The sequence below is a fragment of the Salibaculum griseiflavum genome (assembly GCF_003129565.1).
In the GTDB taxonomy this organism is placed as follows: domain Bacteria; phylum Pseudomonadota; class Alphaproteobacteria; order Rhodobacterales; family Rhodobacteraceae; genus Salibaculum; species Salibaculum griseiflavum.
Genome location: NZ_QETF01000001.1, coordinates 85,212 through 104,264 on the forward strand (window position 1 = coordinate 85,212; position 19,053 = coordinate 104,264).

The following is a 19,053-nucleotide window of genomic DNA, read 5'->3' on the forward strand; positions in this document are numbered from 1 at the left end:
AAGGTGATATCGCGTGCCCCCATCCGCGCCGATCAGGATGTTCAGTTCGCGATTTGCAAGCCGGCGTCGGACAGGCACTGCTCGAAAGACTCCTGGCTGGTGCTCGAGTCGGCACAGGAATCGGCGGCATCATCAACGGCCGAGTTGCCGGTCGAGGCGATCGAAGGCGCGCTCCAGTCAGAGGCGTCCGAAACGCTGGCTTCCGACATGCTGGGTTCGCTGGCCGCAGAAGAAGCCGAGGACACCGACGAAGTCGAGGACGCGGACGAGGAAGAGGATGCATCCGAATGGCCGCCGGCCATGACGCTCATGGTCGGGGCGAAATATCCGGCGGTCGCCAGCCCGGCGATTTTGGCCATGGCCCCACGGCGGGAAACCTTGGTGTCGTCCACTTGAAAATCCTCGGTTCTGCTTTGGGCTTTTCAGTGGCGAAGCGGTATTGCCGACGATTGACGCCGTTTTTGGGCACACTCGCGCCGTGACGACAATTCTGCCCCAGGCGTGGCATTTGGCAAGGGCCTTGAAGGGCCGGGTTCAGAACCGCTCCGCCCGAAGCACCTCCACATCCGTGATCGTCACAACGCCGATATGCTTGTCCACAACGTCGAATGCCGCGTCGATCAGGGTATCGAGACGTTCCTCGCGGATGATGCAGATCACCTGGACCATACCGCTCGCGCGGCTGATCTGACCCTCGGACGTCCAAGGGCCGGACCGGCCCGATCCACCGATCACGTCCAGGATGGAATAGCCCGTCACGCCCGCGCTTTCGAGCGCGTCGGTCAGGCGCTTCTGCATGATCGCTTCGATGGTGATGACGACGCGTTTTGCCTTGTGGGTCTTCATGTCAGCCTCCGGTGGCGAGCTGGGCCAGCGTCACGTAAAGCGGGATACCGACCGTCAGGTTGAAGGGGAAGGTGATGCCCAGCGAGAGGGTCAGGTAGATCGACGGGTTCGCCTCGGGCAGGGCGACGCGCATCGCCGCGGGCACTGCGATATAGCTGGCCGAGGCCGATAGCACCATCAGCAGGACCGACCCGCCGGTGCTGAGCCCGATCAGCAGCGCCGCGGCCAGGCCCGCCAGGCTGCCGATCACCGGCATCATGATGCCGAACGCCACTGCCCCGTATCCGAGGCTTCCGCGCACATCGCGCAAACCACGCCCTGCCACCAGCCCCATATCCAGCAGAAACAGGCACAGGACGCCCGTAAAGGGCGCGACGATGAAACTGGAAATGCTTGCCAACCCATCCTGGCCTGTGGCCAGGCCGATGAAAAAGGCGCCGACCAGAAGCACGATGGACCCGTTCAGCAGGATCTCACGCAACAAGGTGCCGTCCATGCGTCGATCTGATCCGCCGGTCGAGATCAACCAAAGCGCCGACAGGATCGCCGGGGCCTCCATCACCGCGGCGACAGCGACCATGTACCCCTCCGAGGAAATGCCCCGGCCCTGAAGGACCGATGTCGCCGCCACGAAGGTCACAATCGAGATCGAGCCGTAATGCCCGGCCACGGCAGCGGCATCGACCCGCGACATCTTCGTCATTATGCGTAGCAGGTTGAACGCGACAAGCGGCAGTCCAGCGGACAGCACCAGCCCCGCCCCGATCGTCGCGATCAGTGTGCCATCGACCCCGTGGTCGGCGACGCTGGCCCCGCCTTTGAACCCGATAGCGAACAGCAGGTAGATCGACATCCCCTTGGCAGCCGCTTCCGGAACCGAAAGGTCGGACCGGCCCAGCGCGGCCGCGACCCCGAGAATGAAAGACAGGATGACGGGAGACAGCAGGTTGTCGGCGGCAAGAGAAAGGATGTCGGCCATCTGGCACCCCGAATTGTCGCAATTCCGCGGTGCTTAGGGTCGAATTGACTTGGGGGCAAGCTGAATTGCCCTAGATCGGGGAGAATTCCCGGGTCTGGGGGTCGTAGCAGGACAGGCTGCCGGCGCCGATATCGTTCCAAAGGCCATGCAGCGTTAGGCGGCCAGCCTCCATCGCCTCGCGCACGAAGGGAAAAGTCACCAGATTGCGTAGAGAGGTCAGAACCGCCTGGTGTTCCAGTTCTCGCAGGCGGCTGTCTTCCGACCCCTCGGGCAAGGCATCGAACCGGCTGCGCAGCAATTCCATCCAGCGCCCGACGAAGCTCGACGACCGTGACAGGTCCGGGGCGTCGCCCGAACACATGTCGTAGCATCCCTTGACGCCGCCGCAGTTGGAGTGCCCCAGCACGATCAGATGCGCCACCTTCAAAACCGTTACGGCATATTCTACCGAAGCCGATGTGCCATGAGTTTCGCCATCGGGGGTGTAGGGCGGAACAAGATTGGCCACATTGCGATGAATGAAGAACTCCCCCTGGTCTGCCCCGAAGATCGAAGAGACGTGGACCCGGCTGTCGCAGCAGGACACCACCATCGCCCGTGGATGCTGGCCCATCTCGGCCAGGTGCTGATACCAGGATTCGTTCTTGGCATATGTCGTGGCCTTCCAGCCGTAATAGCGATTGACCAGATAATCCGGGAGAGGGCTGGCGCTGAGCATGGCGTGACCTGCGTCCTTGTTCCGTTGGTCCGCAATAGGCGCATTTCTATCCAATTTCGAGAGGAAAAATGCGGCGCGCGTTTCCGCCTTGGCAACTGTTTTCCCGCAGGATCGTTCGAGTGGTGATTAACAACGGCCGTCCGGGCACCGGGCGGAATGGGGACATGCAGATAGTAAGACTGGTTCCGCGAGAGGCGGGGCAACACGATAAATGCCTGCCGGTATCGAGCGAAAGGACCACCAGCGAAGGCCTGATGCGGGCCGAAGACCTCCTCGAGGCCTGCCTCACGGACCTTGGCCGCCACCTGCGACGGCTGGAGGATGATTACCGGCTTGCCGAAGGCGAACGATTGGAAAAAAGACTGCGGGCCATCGTCGGGCTGGCGGAACGGATCGGTATGCGCCACGTGGCGCGGGTCGGGGCCGATGCCCATTACTGCCACATGGCAGGGGATGAACCCGCCCTTGCGGCCACGCTGTCGCGCCTGATGCGTCTCCTGACAGCCAGTCTTGACGAAATCGGCCTCACGCGCCCCCTCTCGTGACCGGTTGCAGCGGCGCTTGCATGGGCTAGGCTGGAGGTAAACACCCAGAAATGAGGCCGCCCGTGAAATTCCTGTCGTCTGACCACGCCACCGTTCCCGTCCAGGCCCTGCGCGCCGAAGAATTGGAGGACGTGCTCGATACCCTGCCGTCGGCACAGGCCGCCTGGTTGCGCGCCACGGGCTTCACCGGCGCCATCGGCGACCGTCAGTTGATCTCTGACGACGCAGGGAGGCTCGTCCGGGTCTTTGCCGGTTTGGGCACGCCCGAGCAGCGGCGGCGCAAACGCTTTGGCCTGGCCGAAGCGGTGCAGGGTCTTCCTGCGGGCGGCTACCATCTGGAAACCACGCTGGAGGGCGCCGATCTGGACGAGGCCGCGCTGGCGTTGCTGCTGGCGGGGTACCGCTTTGACCGGTATCGCGCCACGGGCGAGGACCTGCCACGTTTCACCGCGCCAGCGGGCGTGGACCGTGCCCGGATAGAGGCGATTGCCACCGGCGAGGCCCTGACCCGCGACCTTATCAATACACCTGCCAATGACATGGGGCCGCAGGAGCTGGCGGAGGCGGCCATCGCACTGGCTCAGACCCATGGCGCACGCGTCGCGGTGACCGAGGGCGAGGCGTTACTGGAAAAGAACCTGCCGTTGATCCACACGGTCGGCCGTGCGGCACGGCGGGCACCGCGCCTGATCGATCTGCGTTGGGGCGCGACTGGTCCGAAGCTGACGCTCGTTGGCAAGGGCGTGATCTTCGATACCGGGGGGCTGAACCTGAAACCGGGTGCGTCCATGGCCCTGATGAAAAAGGATATGGGCGGGGCGGCCACGGTACTGGGTCTTGCCCATATGATCATGGCCCTCGAGATGGACGTGCAATTGAGGGTTCTGATCCCGGCGGTGGAAAATGCCGTGGCCGGGGATGCTTTCCGCCCGGGCGACATCCTGCATAGCCGCAAGGGACTGACCGTCGAAATCAACAACACCGATGCCGAGGGGCGCCTGGTGCTGGCGGATGCCCTGGCGTTGGCGGACGAGGAAAACCCCGATCACATCGTATCCTTCGCCACGTTGACCGGCGCTGCCCGCGTGGCCGTTGGCCCCGATATCGCGCCGTTCTTCTCGACCGATGAAACCCTTGCAACGACCCTCGCGCAAGCAGCGGGCGAAGTGGCCGACCCAGTCTGGCGTCTGCCGTTCCATGACGCCTACGAGGCGATGATCGAGCCGGGTATCGCCGATCTGGACAACGCGCCCAAGGGTGGTTTCGCCGGCGCGATCACTGCCGCGCTGTTCCTGCGCCGCTTCGTCGAGGCTGCCCCCTATACGCATTTCGATGTCTATGGTTGGCAGCCTAGCCCGTCCCCCGCCCGACCAAAGGGTGGCGTGGGGCAAGGTGCGCGGGCCTTGCTGCAGGCTCTGCCGAAGGCGCTCGACCTATGAGCGACAGGCGAACGACACCCGCCAATGGCCGCGTCGCGGCGGCATGGCTGAAAGGACAAGTGACGGCCGACCGTTTCGTTGATGGCAACGTTCAGAGCGTTGTCGTGCCCTGCGCCGATCTGCGCGACGCACCCGATGGCGTCCGCGACCGGCAGGTGCAATTCGGCGAGGCCGTGACCGTTTTCGAGAACCGGGGGGGCTGGAGCTTCGTCCAGCGGGCCTGCGACGGCTATGTGGGCTACATGGCCAGCCATGCGCTGGGCCCCGCCAGCACGTCGACCCATTTCGTGGCGACCCCGGCGACGCATCTCTATGCCGCACCGGATTTCAAATCGCCTGACCTGATGCGGTTGGGTTTCTTCGCACGGGTTACGGTCACGGCAGAACTGAAGAACCACTTCGAGACGTCCGAAGGCTTCATCCCCAAAAAGCACCTGCGCCCGCTAGACCGGCCATTCACCGACCCGGCGACCGTTGCGCAGGCGCATTTCGGTGTGCCCTACCTCTGGGGTGGAAACTCGACCCTGGGCATTGATTGCTCGGGCCTTGCGCAGGTGGCGCTTCTGGCTTGCGGCATCGACTGCCCGGGGGACAGTGACATGCAGGAGGCGGCGGTCGGAACGGCTCTTGCGCCCGAAACGCCCCTTCAGCGCGGCGACCTGCTGTTCTGGAAGGGGCATGTCGCGATGGCCGTGGACCCGGAGACACTGATCCATGCCAATGCGCACCACATGGCCGTGGCATACGAGCCCGCCCAAGCTGCGATAATCCGCATCGAGGCACAGGAAGGCGGTGCCGTGACCAGCCGCAGACGGCTCTAGTCGACGGACCGGATCAGTTTGCGTTCAAGCACGCGTAGAACGGTTTTGAGGTCATCCCCGCGCTTCAGGATCTGACCCTCCATCCCGATCACGCAATACTGGCCCTGGCGCAGGCGCATCTTGGGGCGTTTCTCGATCCGGTAGATCGGCACCTCGGCGGTGCGGCGAAAGACCGAGAAGACGGCGACGTCCTTGAGAAAGGACATGCCGTAGTCGCGCCATTCGCCGGCAGCAACCATCCGCCCGTAAAGCGACAGGATGATGTTCAGTTCAGTGCGGTGAAATGCCACTTTCTGGCTTTCGCGGACCTGCAAAGGGGTGGGCGGCTGCGCATTCATTTTTCCAGACTTGCTGCAAAGCACCGGTTTTTCAAGTCCGCAGATCGAAAAGCCGACCCTGTCAGCCGCAATAGACCCGCGTGATGCGGTTCTGCTCGGATATTTCGAAGTTGATCCGGTCGGGGCGAAAATCCATGGTCACGGCCATGCCCGGCCGGATGACCCGCACCGGCCGCATGATCAGAACACGCTCAAGCGCGGTGGCATCCTGGCCGAGCAATGCGCCTTGCGAGGCTGCGCCGCAGCTGTCCTGATCGGGCGCGACGGCGGGGTCCGGTTGACTGCATGCTGTCAGCAGACCAAGGAACAGAAGACAAACGAAGACGCGCATGCCGTCATAGTCGCATTTTGCCGCCCGAAAGCAACACCGGCGCTTGAAACACGGCGCGGCTTGCCACAGGGTCAGATCAAACACGAGGGAGGAAAGACCATGCGCACCCGTGCCGCCGTTGCCACCGCTGCCGGCAAACCGCTTGAGATTATGGATGTGAACCTGGACGGCCCGCGTGCGGGCGAAGTCCTGGTCGAGATCAAGGCCACCGGCATCTGCCACACGGATGAATTCACCCTGTCGGGTGCCGACCCCGAGGGTCTTTTCCCGGCGATCCTGGGCCATGAGGGCGCGGGCGTGGTGCTTGAGGTCGGCGAAGGCGTCAAAAGCCTCAAGCCCGGCGATCACGTTATCCCGCTTTACACCCCCGAATGCCGGGAATGCGAATATTGCCTGAGCGGCAAGACCAACCTTTGTCAGGCGATCCGCAGCACCCAAGGCCAAGGCTTGATGCCCGATGGGACCAGCCGGTTTTCGACCCTCGATGGCGACCCGATCCTGCATTACATGGGCTGTTCAACCTTTTCCAATCATACGGTTCTGCCCGAGATCGCGCTTGCCAAGGTGCGCGAGGACGCCCCCTTCGACAAGATCTGCTATATCGGCTGCGGCGTGACCACCGGCATCGGGGCTGTCATCAACACCGCCAAGGTCGAGATCGGCGCCCGCGCGATCGTTTTCGGCTTGGGCGGCATCGGCCTCAACGTGATACAGGGGCTGCGTCTGGCCGGTGCCGACCAGATCGTCGGCGTGGACCTGAACCCCGAAAAGCGGGCCATGGCCGAACGGTTCGGCATGACCGATTTCGTCAACCCGGCTGAGGTCGAGGGCGATCTGGTGCCCTACCTCGTGGACCTGACCGGTGGTGGCGGTGACTACACGTTTGATGCCACGGGCAATGTGGACGTGATGCGCGCGGCGCTGGAATCGGCACACAAGGGATGGGGCGAAAGCGTGATCATCGGTGTTGCGCCCGCCGGTGCCGAGATTTCGACCCGCCCCTTCCAGCTGGTCACCGGCCGGGTATGGCGCGGAACCGCCTTTGGCGGTGCGCGGGGCAGAACGGATGTGCCCAAGATCGTGGACTGGTACATGCAGGGCAAGATCGAGATCGACCCGATGATCACCCACACGATGGGGCTGGAGGATATCAACAAGGGCTTCGACCTGATGCATGCCGGGGAATCGATCCGGTCGGTCGTGGTCTACTGACCTTAGCCGAAAGCGACGCCATGCCGGATCAGAACCGCCTCTTTGCCGTGTTGATCGACGCCGACAACGTTTCGTCGAGACATGCCGAGGCGGTTCTGAAGGAAATCACCCAGTTCGGCGAACCGGCTTTGCGCCGCGTTTATGGGGACTGGTCCAGTGGCCACCTGTCGGGCTGGAAAAAGACCGCTGCCGAGCTGGGTCTTGTGCAGCGGCAATTGCCCTCGAACACCACGGGCAAGAACGCGACCGATATCGGGTTGGTCATCGATGCCATGGACATCCTGCACTCGGGTCGCTTCGATGGCTTCGTGCTGGTCAGTTCCGACAGCGATTTCACGGCGCTGGCCAGCCGCATCCGCGAACAGGGCCTGTCGGTGATCGGCATCGGCGAGGCCAAGACCCCGGACAGCCTGCGCAACACCTGCAACCGCTTTGTCCTGATCGAGAACATAGCCGACGAGGATGCGCCGCAATCGGGCAAGCGCAAGCCGACGGAGGCCCTGCCATTGATACGTCGCGCCATGGATGCGGTGGATCAAGAGGGCGACTGGGTGGGTCTTGGCGCGATCGGGCAGAAGCTGGTCGCGGAAAACCCCGACTTCGACCCGCGCACCTACGGCAAGAAGAAGCTCAGCGACCTGGTTGGGCCGCTCAAGCTGTTCGAACTGCGACGCGGGGCTGGCAACCACATGGAAGTGCGGCGCAAGGATTAGGGGTCACGGGCCGTAGCGGGCCATGAACATCTTGACCGCACCGCGCAGGATCAATTCCAGTTCGTCCGCGTCGAACTCCGTCTGAACGCCGCAGGTCATACGGGTGAAGATGCGCGCCTTGCACAATTCGGCGAACTGGTCGGCGGCAAGAAGCGGGTCGTCGACGTTCAGCTTGCCCGATTGGCTGGCACAGGCGAGATACTGGCAGAAATGGCTCCGCACCAAGCCCGGTCCCGAGTCATAGAACATGCAGCCCAGCTCGGGAAAGCGATGCGCTTCGGAAAAACAAAGGCCGACCACCTGTTGCCCGAAACGCGAAGTCAGGAAGGTCATCAGGCTTTTCCCGGCGTGATAGAGAACATCCTCGGGCGGTCCGTCGAGATCGATTTCGTCGAGCGACATCTGGGCTTGCCGTTCGCTTTCGATCCGGGCGACTTCGGCGAACAGCAGGCGCTTGTCGGGGAAGTAGCTATAGAGGGTGGCTTTCGACACGCCAGCCGCACGGGCGATCTCATCGACCGAGGCCGCCTCGAACCCATTGGCCATGAAGACCTGACGGGCACCATCCAGCACCTGGTCGAATTTGCGACCCTTCTTGATCTCGATATCGCCGTCGGCCATGGCTCCTCCTGTTCAAGAGTATAAACCGCTCGGTTCAGTTGCGGCAAGAAAGCCGCTGCGTAAGGGGGAAGCCCGGGCGGAACATGACCTGTCGAGCTCATGATTGGGCTTGAAATCCAATAGGATTGCGTCATATTAGAATAATTCTAATTTGGAGTCCTGAAAATGATACCAGGAGTTTCATCACGACGCCGTTTCAAGGATCTCAGCGAGCAAGAGATCCTCGCCCTCGCGATTTCCTCTGAAGAGGATGATGCCCGCATCTACCGCAGCTATGCCGAGATGCTGCGAGAGGAATTTCCCGCTTCGGCCGCTGTTTTCGATGGGATGGCCGAGGAAGAGGACGAGCATCGCCGTCGGCTGATCGACCTGTACGAGGCGCGCTTCGGCCCGACCATTCCGCTGATCCGGCGGGAACACGTGGCCGGGTTCTATGCGCGCCGGCCGGTCTGGCTGGTCGAAAACCTTGGCCTGGAACGCATTCGCGAAGAAGCACATATCATGGAGCGCGACGCGCAACGGTTCTACGAAGCTGCTGCCGCTGCGACGACAGATGCGGCGACGCGCAAGTTGCTTGGGGATCTGGCCGCCGCCGAAGCCGGCCATGCCGACACCGCCGATGATCTTGAAAAGGAACATTTGGGCGACGAGGCCCGTAGCGACGAGGATGCCGAGGCGCATCGCCGCTTCGTCCTTACATGGGTGCAGCCGGGCCTGGCCGGCCTCATGGACGGATCGGTTTCGACGCTGGCCCCAATCTTCGCCACCGCCTTTGCGACGCAGGACACCTGGACAACCTTCCTTGTGGGCCTGGCCGCTTCGGTCGGGGCGGGCATTTCCATGGGCTTTACCGAGGCCGCCTCGGATGATGGGCAGATCTCGGGGCGGGGTTCGCCTTTCAAGCGCGGATTGGCCAGCGGCGTGATGACAACCGTCGGCGGGTTGGGCCACGCGCTGCCCTATCTGATTCCGGATTTCTGGACCGCGACGATCACCGCCATCATCGTCGTCTTCGTGGAGCTTTGGGCGATCGTCTGGATCCAGAATCGTTTCATGGAAACCCCGTTCCTGCGGGCCACATTCCAGGTGGTTCTGGGCGGCGCGCTGGTCTTCGCTGCCGGGGCATTGATCGGTTCGGGTTAGCCGAGGCTCTGTCCCTTGCGTATGGTCTCGCGGAACGACGCTGGATCACACCTCTGCCAGGTGGGCGTTTTCCTCCGGATCCATGCCTCTTTGCACTGATCGCGCTCGGGCAATAGCGCGGCGGTCGCTCGCGTCAGCAAATCCGAAAAACGGGTCGCGATCGCCACCTTGCCCGTGGCCGGAAATGTCTACATTCTGACGCGGCATTACGGGGCTGCGCCGCCTTGCTTGTCGGCCTCGATCCTGATCTTGACCGCATAAAGCGTGTTGACCGTTCCGGGCGTGATTGCCCCTGTCACCGGCTAGGAGGAGCCATGGCCGAAAAACCCATCTACGAGGCCTTGCCGTTGCCTGACCGGCGGAGCTTTCCGGATTCCGAAATGCTGGACAAGGCGCAGGACTTCCTCGCTCTGGTCAGAACCCGCCATTCCATTCGCGATTATTCCGACCGCCCGGTCCCGCGCGAGGTGATCGAGAAATGCGTGGCGGCCGCGGGCACTGCGCCCAGCGGGGCGAACCAGCAGCCTTGGCATTTCGTCGCCATTTCCGACCCCGCGATGAAGCACAAGATCCGACTTGCTGCCGAGGCCGAAGAGGAGAAATTCTACGATGGCGGCGGCGGCGATGAGTGGCTCGCCGCGTTGGAACCCATCGGCACGGATGCCTCCAAGCCGCATCTGGATATCGCGCCCTGGCTCATCGTCGTTTTTGCCCAGCGCTGGGGGTATCGGGACGGGCGGCGGATCAAGCACTATTACGTGCCCGAAAGCGTCGGTATCGCCACGGGCATGCTGATCACCGCGCTGCACAACGCGGGCCTGTCCTGCCTGACCCACACACCGAACCCGATGAAGTTCCTCAACGACCTGTGCGACCGACCCGAGAACGAGAAACCGATCATGATCCTGGCCGTCGGCCATCCGGCCGAGAACGCCACCGTTCCGGCCGTCGCCAAGAAGAAGAAACCGCTGGATCAGATCCTAACCACATACGAAGGAAAAAGCTGATGGAGACACTTTCCGAGAACCGCTGTTTCGGGGGCGTTCAGGGCGTCCATCGTCACCGTTCGGACTCCTGTGGCTGTGACATGACATTCGGCCTGTTTCTGCCGCCAGAGGCCGAGGAAGGTCCGGTGCCGATTCTATGGTATCTGTCCGGCCTGACCTGCACGCATGAGAACGCCATGACAAAGGCCGGGGCGCAGGCATGGGCCGCGGAGCATGGCATCGCCATCTGTTTCCCCGATACGTCGCCCCGGGGCGAGGACGTCGCAGACGACCCGGAATACGATCTCGGACAAGGTGCGGGGTTCTACGTGAACGCTACCGAAAAGCCCTGGGCGCCGCATTTCCGGATGTGGGACTACCTGTCCGAGGAACTCCCGCGCATCCTCGACAACGGCTTTGCCATCGACCCCGACCGGCAGGCAATCACCGGTCATTCCATGGGCGGTCATGGGGCGCTGACCCTTGCCATGTCCCTGCCGGGCCGATTCCGGTCGGTGTCGGCTTTTTCGCCGATCTGTCACCCGACCCAAAGCGATTGGGGCCGCAAGCAATTCGAGGCCTATCTTGGCGGGGTTGAGGCAGGGCGGGCCCATGATGCCAGCCTGTTGATGCGCGACACCGGCTTCGATGGACCGCTGCTGGTCGATGTGGGCACCAAGGACAATTTCTGGGACTTGCTACGCATCGACGCCCTGGCCGATGCCATGGCGGCGCGGCGGCAGCCCGGACAACTGCGCCTGCAAGAGGGCTATGACCACAGCTATTTCTTCGTCTCCAGCTTCATGGAAGACCACATCGCCTTCCATGCCGAGGCGCTCTGGGCGTGATCTACGTCGACGGTGATGCCTGCCCGGTGAAGGCCGAGGTCGAGCGAGTCGCCACGCGGCACCGTCATCCTGTCACCATCGTCGCCAATGGCGGGTTGCGGCCTTCGGCCAATCCATTGGTTGAAACGGTCTTTGTGCCCGACGGGCCAGACGAGGCCGACAAGTGGATCGCGGACCGCTGCGGACCGGGCGATGTGGTGGTGACCGGGGACATCCCGCTGGCAGCGCGTTGCGTCGAGGCGGGCGCGCTGGTGCTCAAACCCAATGGCGAGGCCTTGACGGCGCGCAATGTCGGGCAGGCACTGGCCACGCGTGACCTGATGACCGATTTGCGGGCGGCGGACCCGTTCCGGCAGGGGGGCGGAAAAGGATTCACCAAGGCGGACCGATCGCGTTTTCTGGACGCATTGGAACGGCAGTTGCGAATGTCGCAAATTCGCTAGCAGTTCTCGGCGCAACCTGTCAGCAACGGGGCATGCTTACCGATATGTCCCCAGCGCTGCGTGGGGCGCTCAGCGCCTTGATCGCCGTTTTCTGCTTTTCGGTCAACGATATGGCGATCAAGTTCCTGTCGGATGGCTATGCGCTGCACCAGATCGTCCTGATCCGATCCATGATCGGCATCGTGTTCCTGCTATGCGTCGTGGTGCCGTTGACCGGCGGCCTTGGCGCATTGCGCACCCGGCGGCTGGGGATGCATTTCCTGCGCGGGGGCTGCGTCGTCTTCGCCAATCTGACCTTCTTCCTGGGGCTGGCGTCGCTGCCCCTGGCCGAGGGCGTTGCGATTTTCTTCGTCAGCCCCCTGATCATCACCGTCTTCTCCGTGATCTTCCTGCGAGAAACGGTAGGGCCTTGGCGCTGGGCTGCGATTGCTGTCGGGCTGGTGGGTGTCGTGGTTGTGCTTCGCCCCGGGACCGATGCGTTCCGGTTGGCCGCGTTGCTGCCGATGGTCGCGGCCGTGGGATATGCCGCGCTGCACATGCTGACACGCTATATCGGACGAACCGAAAGCGCGGCGGCGATGTCTTTCTACATTCAGTTGACCTTCATCATGGTTTCGGCCGGATTCGGGCTTGCCTTCGGTGATGGCAAATTCGCGGGCAGTTCCGACCCCTCGATCGCGTTCATGTTCCGCGCCTGGTCCTGGCCGCCCGTCTCGGACCTGCCGATCCTGATCACGGTCGGTGTAACCAGTGCGCTTGGAGGCTTTTTCATTTCCTACGCCTATCGGAATTCCGAGGCCGCCATCGTCGCGCCCTTCGAATACATCGCGCTGCCGCTTTCGATTCTTTGGGGTGTTCTGGTCTTTTCCGACTGGCCCGATGGCGTGGCCCTTGCGGGGATCATCCTGATCCTTGCCGCCGGGTTGTTCATCATCTGGCGCGAGAACCGCTCGCCCGCGACCGAGGTCCAGCCCACACCGCGTTATCGCCGTTAGGGCTTTCGGAGGCGCGGTCGCGGCTCTAGGGTGCGAACAAGCCAAACAGGAGCCCCCATGAAGATCGAAGCTGTGATTTTCGACATCGGCAACGTGCTGATCGAGTGGCAGCCGGAACGGTTCTATGATCGCGTGATCGGCCCCGAGCGGCGCACGGCCTTTTTCGACGCGATTGACCTGCACGGGATGAATGATCGGGTGGACCGGGGGGAGAACTTCCCCGCCGTCGTCGCCGAGGTGGCGGCGGCCAACCCTGACTGGTCCGAGGAAGTGCAAATGTGGCATGACCGTTGGATCGACATGGCGGCACCTGCCATAGACGCTTCGGTCAATACCCTGCGGGCGTTGCGCCGCGCCGGTGTGCCGGTCTTCGCCCTGTCCAATTTCGGTATCGAGACCTTCGAGATCGGCCGCGACAATTACCCGTTCCTCGAAGAATTCGACCGACGCTACATCAGCGGCCACATGGGTGTGATCAAGCCGGACCCGCAAATCTACCGGATGGTGGAAGAGGATTGTGGCCTGTCGCCGGAAAACCTTTTGTTCACCGATGACCGGGCCGACAATATCGAGGCGGCCCGCGCGCGGGGCTGGAAGGTACACTTGTTCGAAGGGTCCGATGGCTGGGCGGACAGGCTGATGTCCGAAGGACTGATCGCACGGGAGGCCCTGGTATGACAACGATGATACCTTTCGAGGACGGAGAGGCCGGGTTGGACTGGCTTGGCCTGACGGACGCGCTCGCGGCGGGACACGAGCGCCCGAAAGGTTCGGTCGATGACGTGTTCCTTTATCGCGATCCGGACACGCTGCTGAACCGGTCGGCCTGGATCGACGGGATGGGGATCGCGGTGAAATGCGCCACGGTCTTTCCCGGCAATCCGGCGGCCGGGCGTCCGATGATCAACGGTGCGGTCATGCTCTTTGCCGATGCGGGCGGAGAGCTGGAGGCGATCCTTGATTTCCACCTCGTCACCAAGTGGAAGACCGCCGGTGACAGTCTGCTGGCCGCCCGTCGCCTGGCCCGCCCCGACAGCCGCAAGATCCTGATCGTGGGGGCCGGCACCGTTGGCCGGTCGCTTTGGCAGGCTTACGGCGCGGCCTTTCCGGGGGCCGAGTTCACCGTCTGGAACCGGTCGCCCGAGGGCGCGGCGCGTTTCGCGCAGGACTGCCCCGGCGTTCAGCTGGCCGACGATCTGCAAGAGGCCGTGTCGCAGGCCGATATCATCACCTCGGCCACGATGAGCACAGAACCGCTATTGCAGGGCGATTGGCTCAAGCCCGGTCAACACGTAGACCTTATCGGCGCCTATCGTCCCGATATGCGTGAGGCAGACGATACCGCCCTGCAGCGCGCGCGTATCTTCGTGGACAGCTATGACACTACGCTGGGTCACATCGGGGAATTGCGCATACCGTTGGAAACCGGTGCGATCACCCGCGATCACGTGGTGGCTGACTACTATGACCTGCCTGCCTTCACCCGGCACAGCCCGGACGAGATCACCCTGTTCAAGAATGGCGGCGGGGCGCATCTGGACCTGATGACAAGCCGCTACATCCTGGAGAAGTGGCAAGGCTGAAATGGGTTGGGTCATTTTGACGGTTCTTGTCGCGGTGATCGCGACGCTGCCCCAACAGGCCGAGGCGCGCAGGGTTCCTGCCGAACAGATGCGCGATGCCGCGCCGGGGCGTTTCGCAAAGCTGTCCCAAGGGGTGACCCACTACCAATGGCTCGGTCCCGTGCGCGGGCCGGTTCTGGTGGCGGTGCACGGGCTGACGACGCCCAGCCCTGTCTTTTACGCCATCGCGCGCGGCTTGGCGCGCCTGGGATACAGGGTTCTGGTCTATGACCTGTATGGCCGAGGCTATTCGGACGCGCCAGAAGGGCCTCAGGATCGAGAATTCTTTATGCGCCAGCTGCGGGACCTTTTGGCCCACCAGGAGCTGGAAGATGATCTGACGCTTCTGGGCTATTCCATGGGTGGGGCCATCGCGACGGCCTTTGCCGCTGCCCACCCGGGCCGGATGAAGCGGCTGATCCTGCTGGCGCCCGCTGGCATGCGGCTGCGCGAGGATCGTCTGACCGAATTCTGCCGCGTGACCCCTTTCATCGGGGATTGGGTCCATGCGGTGATCGCCCAGCGACGCGAAAGGCGCATGCTACACCGTCAGCTCGGACAGAACTTCGACGTTAAGGGCATCATCGAGCTGCAACTATCGGAGTATTCCGGCCGGGGATTCCTGCGCTCGGTCCTGTCCAGCCGTCGTCACATGCTGGACGAGGTGCAGGAGGACGAACACCGCCTGCTGGGCCGAGAGGGTGTGCCCGTTGTCGGGATCTGGGGCGAGAAGGACCAGGTCATTCCGCTGTCGTCGCTCGGCATGCTGACCCAATGGAACCGCTCGGTGCGGCAGGAGGTCGTCCAAGGGGCCGGCCATCAAATGCCCTATACCCATTCCGACGAGGTCGTGGGTGTGCTCGCGGATATCCTGCGCGAAGTGTCCTGAGCCCGGTCGAGCGGGTCCAAGCCGGCGCTTTTCAACTGCCAGATGCCGGGGTATCAGGCGGTATGGGACGGGTTCAGGACGCATATTTCGCCCGCGTAGAGGCTGGAGAGCTGCACCACGATGCAGCGCAAGAGGCCGTTCTGGACGAGCTGGAACGCGTGCGCCTTGCGCTTGAGAACCCGCCCGATCCACCCAAAAAGAGCCTGTTCCGCAAGCCACAGCCGGTCGAGCCGCCAAAGGGCCTTTACATGTGGGGCGGGGTCGGGCGCGGAAAGTCCATGTTGATGGACTTGCTGGTCGAGTTGGTCGAGGCACCCAAGCGACGGGCCCATTTCCACGCTTTCATGCAATGGGTCCATGAAGAGATCGCCAAGGCCCGCGCGAAGGGCGTCGATGACGCGATCAAGCCCGTGGCCGATGCGCTGGCGGCCGAGGTCCGTTTCCTCGCCTTCGACGAGATGCAAATCACCGACATCACCGATGCGATGATCGTGGGCCGGCTGTTCGAAGCGCTTTTCGCCGCTGGCGTCACGGTCGTGACCACGTCGAACCGGCCGCCTGATGACTTGTACCGCGATGGCCTGAACCGCCAGCTTTTCCTGCCCTTCATCGACCTGATGAAGGACAAGCTAAAGGTCTGGGAGCTGGTCAGCGACACGGATTACCGTCAGACGGTGCTGGCTGGATCGCCGTCCTATTTCACGCCGGCCGATGCGACCGCGCGGGCGCGGATCAAGGCGATCTGGGAGGAGTTCACCGGCGGCAATGCCGAGCCCATGCTGCTGCGCGTCAAGGGGCATGACCTGCACATCCCGGGCTTTTACAACGGCGTGGCCCGGGCGAAGTTCCACGATCTCTGTGGCCGGGCGCTGGGCGCGGCGGACTACCTGGCCCTGGCCGAGGTCGCACGGGTCCTGATCCTGGAGGATATCCCGCGCTTGAGCCGGTCGAATTTCAACGAGGCCAAGCGGTTCGTGACCCTCGTGGATGCGCTCTACGAAGCGAAGGTCCACCTGATATGTTCCGCCGCCGCCCAGCCCGAAATGCTGTATGTCGAAGGCGAAGGGGTGTTCGAATTCGAGCGCACGGCCAGCCGTTTGCGGGAAATGCAGGGCGCGGGATGGGGAGACGGGACGCCGGTCTCGGAATGAGCGTTGCGCCGCGACGTGGCCTCGGCCTAAGGTGCGCCGAAAGCGTTCTTGATAAAGGTGATCCCCGTGTCTGATACTCCCGATTTCGCACCCCCCCAGAAGCTCGGCGCCGGGCGCCTCGTGGGGGCCACGTTCCGGACCTATTTCCAGAACTTCGGCCGTCTTTTCCTGATCGCGATCATCCCGGCATTGTTCGTGAACATACTCGCGTCCTGGTTCTCGACGCGCTATTTCGCGTCGTTCATGGCCAATCCGAACGATCCCATGGCGATCTTCAGCCTCGACTATTTCATGATGATCTTCGTGCCGACGATCCTGGGTATCCTGGTGCAGGCCTTCATCCTGCTTGCGGCGGCGGACGTGCTGCAGGGCCGGGCCATGCAGGTGGGCAACTATGTCAGCCGCACCCTGACCATGATCGTGCCGCTCCTGGTGGTGTCCATTCTGGTCTACCTGGGTGTCATGGTCGGGTTCGTGCTGTTGATCGTGCCGGGCTTGTGGTTGGCGGCCTACTGGTCGGTCTACCTGCCCGCACTCCTGGTCGAGGGCCGCGGCTTCGGCGCCATGGGCCGGTCCGCCCAACTGACCCAGGGGTATCGCTGGCCCATCATCGGGGCGGGAATCCTGGTCCTTCTGGTGGTCTATGTCCTGTCCGTCATCAGCGGCCTTGTCGCGGGCTATGGCCTGATGGCCCACCCATCGACTCTGGCACAGTTCAGCCTGGTCGGCACGCTGCTGACAGCGATCGTCGCCGCGGTGTCCTACGGCCTGATGGCGCTGTTCCAGCTTTTGTTGTTCACGCGGCTGATCGACATCAAGGAAGGCGGGTCCGACCTGGCCGGAGTCTTCGAATAGGGCTCAGGCGTCCAGCGCCGGAATGACAAGTCTTTGCCCCGTCCGGATCAGGTCGGGGCTCGACAAGGTCTGGCGGTTCGCTTCGAAGATGCGGTCGAACAGGTCTACACGGCCGTAGAACTTGACCGCGATCGCGCCGAGGCTGTCGCCGGTCTGCACCGTGTAGAAACGGGCTTGAACGGCATCCTGCGCACGCTGAACCACCCTGACCTCGACGCCGGGATTGGTCGTCGGATCGACATCGGGAACGGGCACGTTGCCACCGCTGGCAATGATCGCATGGGTCACCAGGTTTTCGAGAAGAACTGCCGTATCCACACGTCCATCTGAGGTCACCATGACTTCTGGCACTGTGACGCGACCGGTGGCCGCGGCTTCGTTCACCAGCGCGTCGATGTAGTCGTCGCTCTGGCCTTCGCGCAAGGCGGTCACGACAAGCGTTCGAAGTGTCTGGCGCGGGGCAAGTTCGACCTGCTGGCCTGTGACGCTCTCGATCGAGGCCAATATGCCGGCAGTCGTCTCGATCTGTTGCTCTTCGACGTTGGGGGCTTCGGGTGTTTCCGTCTCGAAACCCAAATCGGCCAGAACGGAGGCGGTCATGTCATCCATCGAGACATCGCTGGTCTCGGGCCGGCGCGGTCGAGGCGCTTGCGGTTGTGGCTGTATGGCTTGTGCGGCCGGGGCGACCACCGGTTCAGCCGGGGTGATTGCACGCGTGACCTCGACATCGGACGCCGAGCCCGTGGCGGCCATGTCCTGACTTTCGGAAAAGGGCCGGAAGACGATCAGGGCGCATACGACCAGGGCGAAGGCGAAAAAGGCAAGAACGGTACGGATCATCTTGGAAACCTCGAAATGGGCCTAGCCTTCGGTGCTGGGTATCATGACGCTCAGGCCGAGTTGGCTCCAGGCCTGCATTCCGCCCCGGTAGTAGGACAATTTGCCTGCCGGGTATCCGGCCTCGACCAGCGCTTCGATTGCGCGTGGGGACTGCCCGCACCAGGGCCCATTGCAGAACAGCATCAAGTCCATGGCCTCGGCAAAGTCGAGGCTGCCATCCTCTTGTGGTTGAGCGCCAAGGGCCACGAGGATGTCGTCGCGAAACCGGTTTTCGGCCTCCAATGTCATGAAGGGCACGTTGACCGCGCCGGGAATCGTGCCCGAGGCGAACCATTCCGGAAGGCGGCTGTCGATCAGCAGGCCGCGTCCGCCCGAGGCAGTCGTTTCAAGGAAGTCCATGACCTCAAGCTCGCCTACGGTTGCGACACCTTCGGCCACGATCATGGGCTGGATGCAGAACGGCGGGCATTGCCGTGATGTTCGTGCGAATTCTCCGGTCAGGACGTTGTCCCTGTCCTGGATGCGGTCGATGGTAAAGCTTTTGCCGTTCAGCACGAACGTGCTGCTGTCCCTGAACGTTGTGATGCGGACATCCTGAGCCACGGCCATCCCCGCAATCGCGGTTGTCAGCACCATCGCGAGTCCCAAAGCTTTCATCGCCAACTCCATTTCTCGGGCGCCTGCTCTGACTGGTTCATGTCCGCCCCGATGCGCCGGT

24 protein-coding genes and 1 pseudogene are annotated in these 19,053 nt (G+C 63.0%); 17 read left to right on the forward strand and 8 right to left on the reverse strand.

Features of this window, described 5'->3' with window-relative positions; all coding sequences use genetic code 11:
• Positions 1–3 precede the first annotated feature (3 nt).
• Positions 4–396 (forward strand): hypothetical protein, encoded by a 393-nt coding sequence (locus DFK10_RS00420; RefSeq protein WP_109385461.1) that lies wholly within the window; start codon positions 4–6, stop codon positions 394–396.
• A 138-nt stretch (positions 397–534) separates the two neighbouring features.
• On the opposite strand, the gene DFK10_RS00425 is transcribed toward DFK10_RS00420, so the two are convergent.
• The 3 genes from DFK10_RS00425 to DFK10_RS00435 all read right to left on the reverse strand — a co-directional run bounded on the left by DFK10_RS00425 (position 535) and on the right by DFK10_RS00435 (position 2,543).
• Positions 535–846: a P-II family nitrogen regulator gene (locus DFK10_RS00425; protein WP_109385463.1), complete on the reverse strand. Its 312-nt coding sequence runs from the start codon at positions 844–846 to the stop codon at positions 535–537.
• A 1-nt stretch (position 847) separates the two neighbouring features.
• Entirely contained in the window at positions 848–1,825 is a 978-nt protein-coding gene (locus tag DFK10_RS00430; protein WP_109385465.1) for a sodium-dependent bicarbonate transport family permease, read from the reverse strand.
• A 70-nt stretch (positions 1,826–1,895) separates the two neighbouring features.
• On the reverse strand, positions 1,896–2,543 hold the full coding sequence (locus tag DFK10_RS00435; RefSeq protein WP_109385467.1) for a carbonic anhydrase: 648 nt from the start codon (positions 2,541–2,543) through the stop codon (positions 1,896–1,898).
• A 164-nt stretch (positions 2,544–2,707) separates the two neighbouring features.
• Here DFK10_RS00435 and DFK10_RS00440 point away from each other — a divergent pair, with 164 nt between their 5' ends.
• The 3 genes from DFK10_RS00440 to DFK10_RS00450 are packed head-to-tail and all read left to right on the forward strand — an operon-like array spanning position 2,708 to position 5,348.
• Positions 2,708–3,088 (forward strand): hypothetical protein, encoded by a 381-nt coding sequence (locus DFK10_RS00440; RefSeq protein WP_146193211.1) that lies wholly within the window; start codon positions 2,708–2,710, stop codon positions 3,086–3,088.
• Between the two features lie 50 nt (positions 3,089–3,138).
• A complete protein-coding gene (locus DFK10_RS00445; RefSeq protein ID WP_109385471.1) occupies positions 3,139–4,527 on the forward strand; it encodes a leucyl aminopeptidase family protein in 1,389 nt (462 codons plus the stop codon).
• On the forward strand, positions 4,524–5,348 hold the full coding sequence (locus tag DFK10_RS00450) for a C40 family peptidase (RefSeq protein ID WP_109385473.1): 825 nt from the start codon (positions 4,524–4,526) through the stop codon (positions 5,346–5,348). The genes DFK10_RS00445 and DFK10_RS00450 overlap by 4 nt, the downstream gene beginning before the upstream one ends.
• Here DFK10_RS00450 and DFK10_RS00455 read toward each other — a convergent pair.
• Together DFK10_RS00455 and DFK10_RS00460 are read right to left on the reverse strand one after the other, a co-directional pair.
• Complete coding sequence (locus tag DFK10_RS00455; protein WP_109385475.1) at positions 5,345–5,686, reverse strand: DUF2794 domain-containing protein; 342 nt, start codon at positions 5,684–5,686, stop codon at positions 5,345–5,347. The genes DFK10_RS00450 and DFK10_RS00455 overlap by 4 nt on opposite strands.
• A 61-nt stretch (positions 5,687–5,747) precedes the next feature.
• Positions 5,748–6,017 (reverse strand): I78 family peptidase inhibitor, encoded by a 270-nt coding sequence (locus DFK10_RS00460; RefSeq protein ID WP_109385477.1) that lies wholly within the window; start codon positions 6,015–6,017, stop codon positions 5,748–5,750.
• Between the two features lie 99 nt (positions 6,018–6,116).
• On the opposite strand from DFK10_RS00460, the gene DFK10_RS00465 reads away from it, so the two are divergent.
• Both DFK10_RS00465 and DFK10_RS00470 read left to right on the forward strand, forming a co-directional pair.
• A complete protein-coding gene (locus tag DFK10_RS00465) occupies positions 6,117–7,229 on the forward strand; it encodes an S-(hydroxymethyl)glutathione dehydrogenase/class III alcohol dehydrogenase (protein WP_109385479.1) in 1,113 nt (370 codons plus the stop codon).
• Positions 7,230–7,249: 20 nt separating this feature from the next.
• On the forward strand, positions 7,250–7,942 hold the full coding sequence (locus tag DFK10_RS00470) for an NYN domain-containing protein (protein ID WP_109385481.1): 693 nt from the start codon (positions 7,250–7,252) through the stop codon (positions 7,940–7,942).
• 3 nt (positions 7,943–7,945) lie between these two features.
• Here DFK10_RS00470 and DFK10_RS00475 read toward each other — a convergent pair whose 3' ends face one another.
• Positions 7,946–8,563 (reverse strand): TetR/AcrR family transcriptional regulator, encoded by a 618-nt coding sequence (locus DFK10_RS00475; protein ID WP_109385483.1) that lies wholly within the window; start codon positions 8,561–8,563, stop codon positions 7,946–7,948.
• A 165-nt stretch (positions 8,564–8,728) separates the two neighbouring features.
• On the opposite strand from DFK10_RS00475, the gene mbfA reads away from it, so the two are divergent.
• The 11 genes and pseudogenes from mbfA (at position 8,729) to DFK10_RS00530 (ending at position 17,495) form a co-directional block, all read left to right on the forward strand.
• Entirely contained in the window at positions 8,729–9,706 is a 978-nt protein-coding gene (gene mbfA / locus DFK10_RS00480; RefSeq protein ID WP_109385485.1) for an iron exporter MbfA, read from the forward strand.
• Positions 9,707–9,859: 153 nt separating this feature from the next.
• Positions 9,860–9,967 (forward strand): annotated as a pseudogene (locus DFK10_RS16590) (AEC family transporter); the annotation flags it as partial.
• A 53-nt stretch (positions 9,968–10,020) separates the two neighbouring features.
• On the forward strand, positions 10,021–10,713 hold the full coding sequence (locus DFK10_RS00490; RefSeq protein ID WP_109385487.1) for a nitroreductase family protein: 693 nt from the start codon (positions 10,021–10,023) through the stop codon (positions 10,711–10,713).
• Positions 10,713–11,540, forward strand: a complete 828-nt coding sequence (gene fghA / locus DFK10_RS00495) for an S-formylglutathione hydrolase (protein WP_109385489.1) — start codon at positions 10,713–10,715, stop codon at positions 11,538–11,540. The genes DFK10_RS00490 and fghA overlap by 1 nt, the downstream gene beginning before the upstream one ends.
• Positions 11,537–11,983, forward strand: coding sequence for a YaiI/YqxD family protein (locus tag DFK10_RS00500; RefSeq protein WP_408005552.1), 447 nt, complete (start codon positions 11,537–11,539; stop codon positions 11,981–11,983). The genes fghA and DFK10_RS00500 overlap by 4 nt, the downstream gene beginning before the upstream one ends.
• Before the next feature lie 32 nt (positions 11,984–12,015).
• Positions 12,016–12,978: a DMT family transporter gene (locus tag DFK10_RS00505; protein WP_235866728.1), complete on the forward strand. Its 963-nt coding sequence runs from the start codon at positions 12,016–12,018 to the stop codon at positions 12,976–12,978.
• 57 nt (positions 12,979–13,035) lie between these two features.
• The gene (locus DFK10_RS00510) at positions 13,036–13,656 is read left to right on the forward strand and encodes an HAD family hydrolase (RefSeq protein ID WP_109385493.1); all 621 of its coding nucleotides are present in this window, start codon (positions 13,036–13,038) and stop codon (positions 13,654–13,656) included.
• Entirely contained in the window at positions 13,653–14,561 is a 909-nt protein-coding gene (locus DFK10_RS00515; protein ID WP_109385495.1) for an ornithine cyclodeaminase family protein, read from the forward strand. Before DFK10_RS00510 ends, DFK10_RS00515 begins: the two co-directional genes overlap by 4 nt.
• A gap of 1 nt (position 14,562) precedes the next feature.
• Positions 14,563–15,489 (forward strand): alpha/beta fold hydrolase, encoded by a 927-nt coding sequence (locus DFK10_RS00520; RefSeq protein ID WP_109385497.1) that lies wholly within the window; start codon positions 14,563–14,565, stop codon positions 15,487–15,489.
• Positions 15,490–15,551: 62 nt separating this feature from the next.
• Positions 15,552–16,640, forward strand: a complete 1,089-nt coding sequence (gene zapE, locus DFK10_RS00525; protein ID WP_109385499.1) for a cell division protein ZapE — start codon at positions 15,552–15,554, stop codon at positions 16,638–16,640.
• Between the two features lie 66 nt (positions 16,641–16,706).
• Positions 16,707–17,495: a hypothetical protein gene (locus tag DFK10_RS00530; RefSeq protein ID WP_146193212.1), complete on the forward strand. Its 789-nt coding sequence runs from the start codon at positions 16,707–16,709 to the stop codon at positions 17,493–17,495.
• Between the two features lie 3 nt (positions 17,496–17,498).
• Here DFK10_RS00530 and DFK10_RS00535 read toward each other — a convergent pair whose 3' ends face one another.
• Together DFK10_RS00535 and DFK10_RS00540 are read right to left on the reverse strand one after the other, a co-directional pair.
• The gene (locus DFK10_RS00535) at positions 17,499–18,335 is read right to left on the reverse strand and encodes a LysM peptidoglycan-binding domain-containing protein (RefSeq protein WP_109385503.1); all 837 of its coding nucleotides are present in this window, start codon (positions 18,333–18,335) and stop codon (positions 17,499–17,501) included.
• A gap of 21 nt (positions 18,336–18,356) precedes the next feature.
• A complete protein-coding gene (locus DFK10_RS00540; protein WP_109385999.1) occupies positions 18,357–18,992 on the reverse strand; it encodes a rhodanese-like domain-containing protein in 636 nt (211 codons plus the stop codon).
• Between the last annotated feature and the right edge of the window lie 61 nt (positions 18,993–19,053).

Coding starts and splice junctions, on each gene's coding strand:
- DFK10_RS00540 (WP_109385999.1), bottom strand. CDS start 18,992: ATGAAAGCTTTGGGACTCGCGATGGTGCTGACAACCGCGATTGCGGGG.
- DFK10_RS00425 (WP_109385463.1), bottom strand. CDS start 846: ATGAAGACCCACAAGGCAAAACGCGTCGTCATCACCATCGAAGCGATC.
- DFK10_RS00470 (WP_109385481.1), top strand. CDS start 7,250: ATGCCGGATCAGAACCGCCTCTTTGCCGTGTTGATCGACGCCGACAAC.
- DFK10_RS00445 (WP_109385471.1), top strand. CDS start 3,139: ATGAGGCCGCCCGTGAAATTCCTGTCGTCTGACCACGCCACCGTTCCC.
- DFK10_RS00535 (WP_109385503.1), bottom strand. CDS start 18,335: ATGATCCGTACCGTTCTTGCCTTTTTCGCCTTCGCCCTGGTCGTATGC.
- mbfA (WP_109385485.1), top strand. CDS start 8,729: ATGATACCAGGAGTTTCATCACGACGCCGTTTCAAGGATCTCAGCGAG.
- DFK10_RS00520 (WP_109385497.1), top strand. CDS start 14,563: ATGGGTTGGGTCATTTTGACGGTTCTTGTCGCGGTGATCGCGACGCTG.
- DFK10_RS00435 (WP_109385467.1), bottom strand. CDS start 2,543: ATGCTCAGCGCCAGCCCTCTCCCGGATTATCTGGTCAATCGCTATTAC.
- DFK10_RS00490 (WP_109385487.1), top strand. CDS start 10,021: ATGGCCGAAAAACCCATCTACGAGGCCTTGCCGTTGCCTGACCGGCGG.
- DFK10_RS00460 (WP_109385477.1), bottom strand. CDS start 6,017: ATGCGCGTCTTCGTTTGTCTTCTGTTCCTTGGTCTGCTGACAGCATGC.
- DFK10_RS00455 (WP_109385475.1), bottom strand. CDS start 5,686: ATGAATGCGCAGCCGCCCACCCCTTTGCAGGTCCGCGAAAGCCAGAAA.
- DFK10_RS00450 (WP_109385473.1), top strand. CDS start 4,524: ATGAGCGACAGGCGAACGACACCCGCCAATGGCCGCGTCGCGGCGGCA.
- DFK10_RS00475 (WP_109385483.1), bottom strand. CDS start 8,563: ATGGCCGACGGCGATATCGAGATCAAGAAGGGTCGCAAATTCGACCAG.
- zapE (WP_109385499.1), top strand. CDS start 15,552: ATGGGACGGGTTCAGGACGCATATTTCGCCCGCGTAGAGGCTGGAGAG.
- DFK10_RS00505 (WP_235866728.1), top strand. CDS start 12,016: ATGCTTACCGATATGTCCCCAGCGCTGCGTGGGGCGCTCAGCGCCTTG.
- DFK10_RS00515 (WP_109385495.1), top strand. CDS start 13,653: ATGACAACGATGATACCTTTCGAGGACGGAGAGGCCGGGTTGGACTGG.
- fghA (WP_109385489.1), top strand. CDS start 10,713: ATGGAGACACTTTCCGAGAACCGCTGTTTCGGGGGCGTTCAGGGCGTC.
- DFK10_RS00465 (WP_109385479.1), top strand. CDS start 6,117: ATGCGCACCCGTGCCGCCGTTGCCACCGCTGCCGGCAAACCGCTTGAG.
- DFK10_RS00510 (WP_109385493.1), top strand. CDS start 13,036: ATGAAGATCGAAGCTGTGATTTTCGACATCGGCAACGTGCTGATCGAG.
- DFK10_RS00430 (WP_109385465.1), bottom strand. CDS start 1,825: ATGGCCGACATCCTTTCTCTTGCCGCCGACAACCTGCTGTCTCCCGTC.
- DFK10_RS00440 (WP_146193211.1), top strand. CDS start 2,708: ATGCAGATAGTAAGACTGGTTCCGCGAGAGGCGGGGCAACACGATAAA.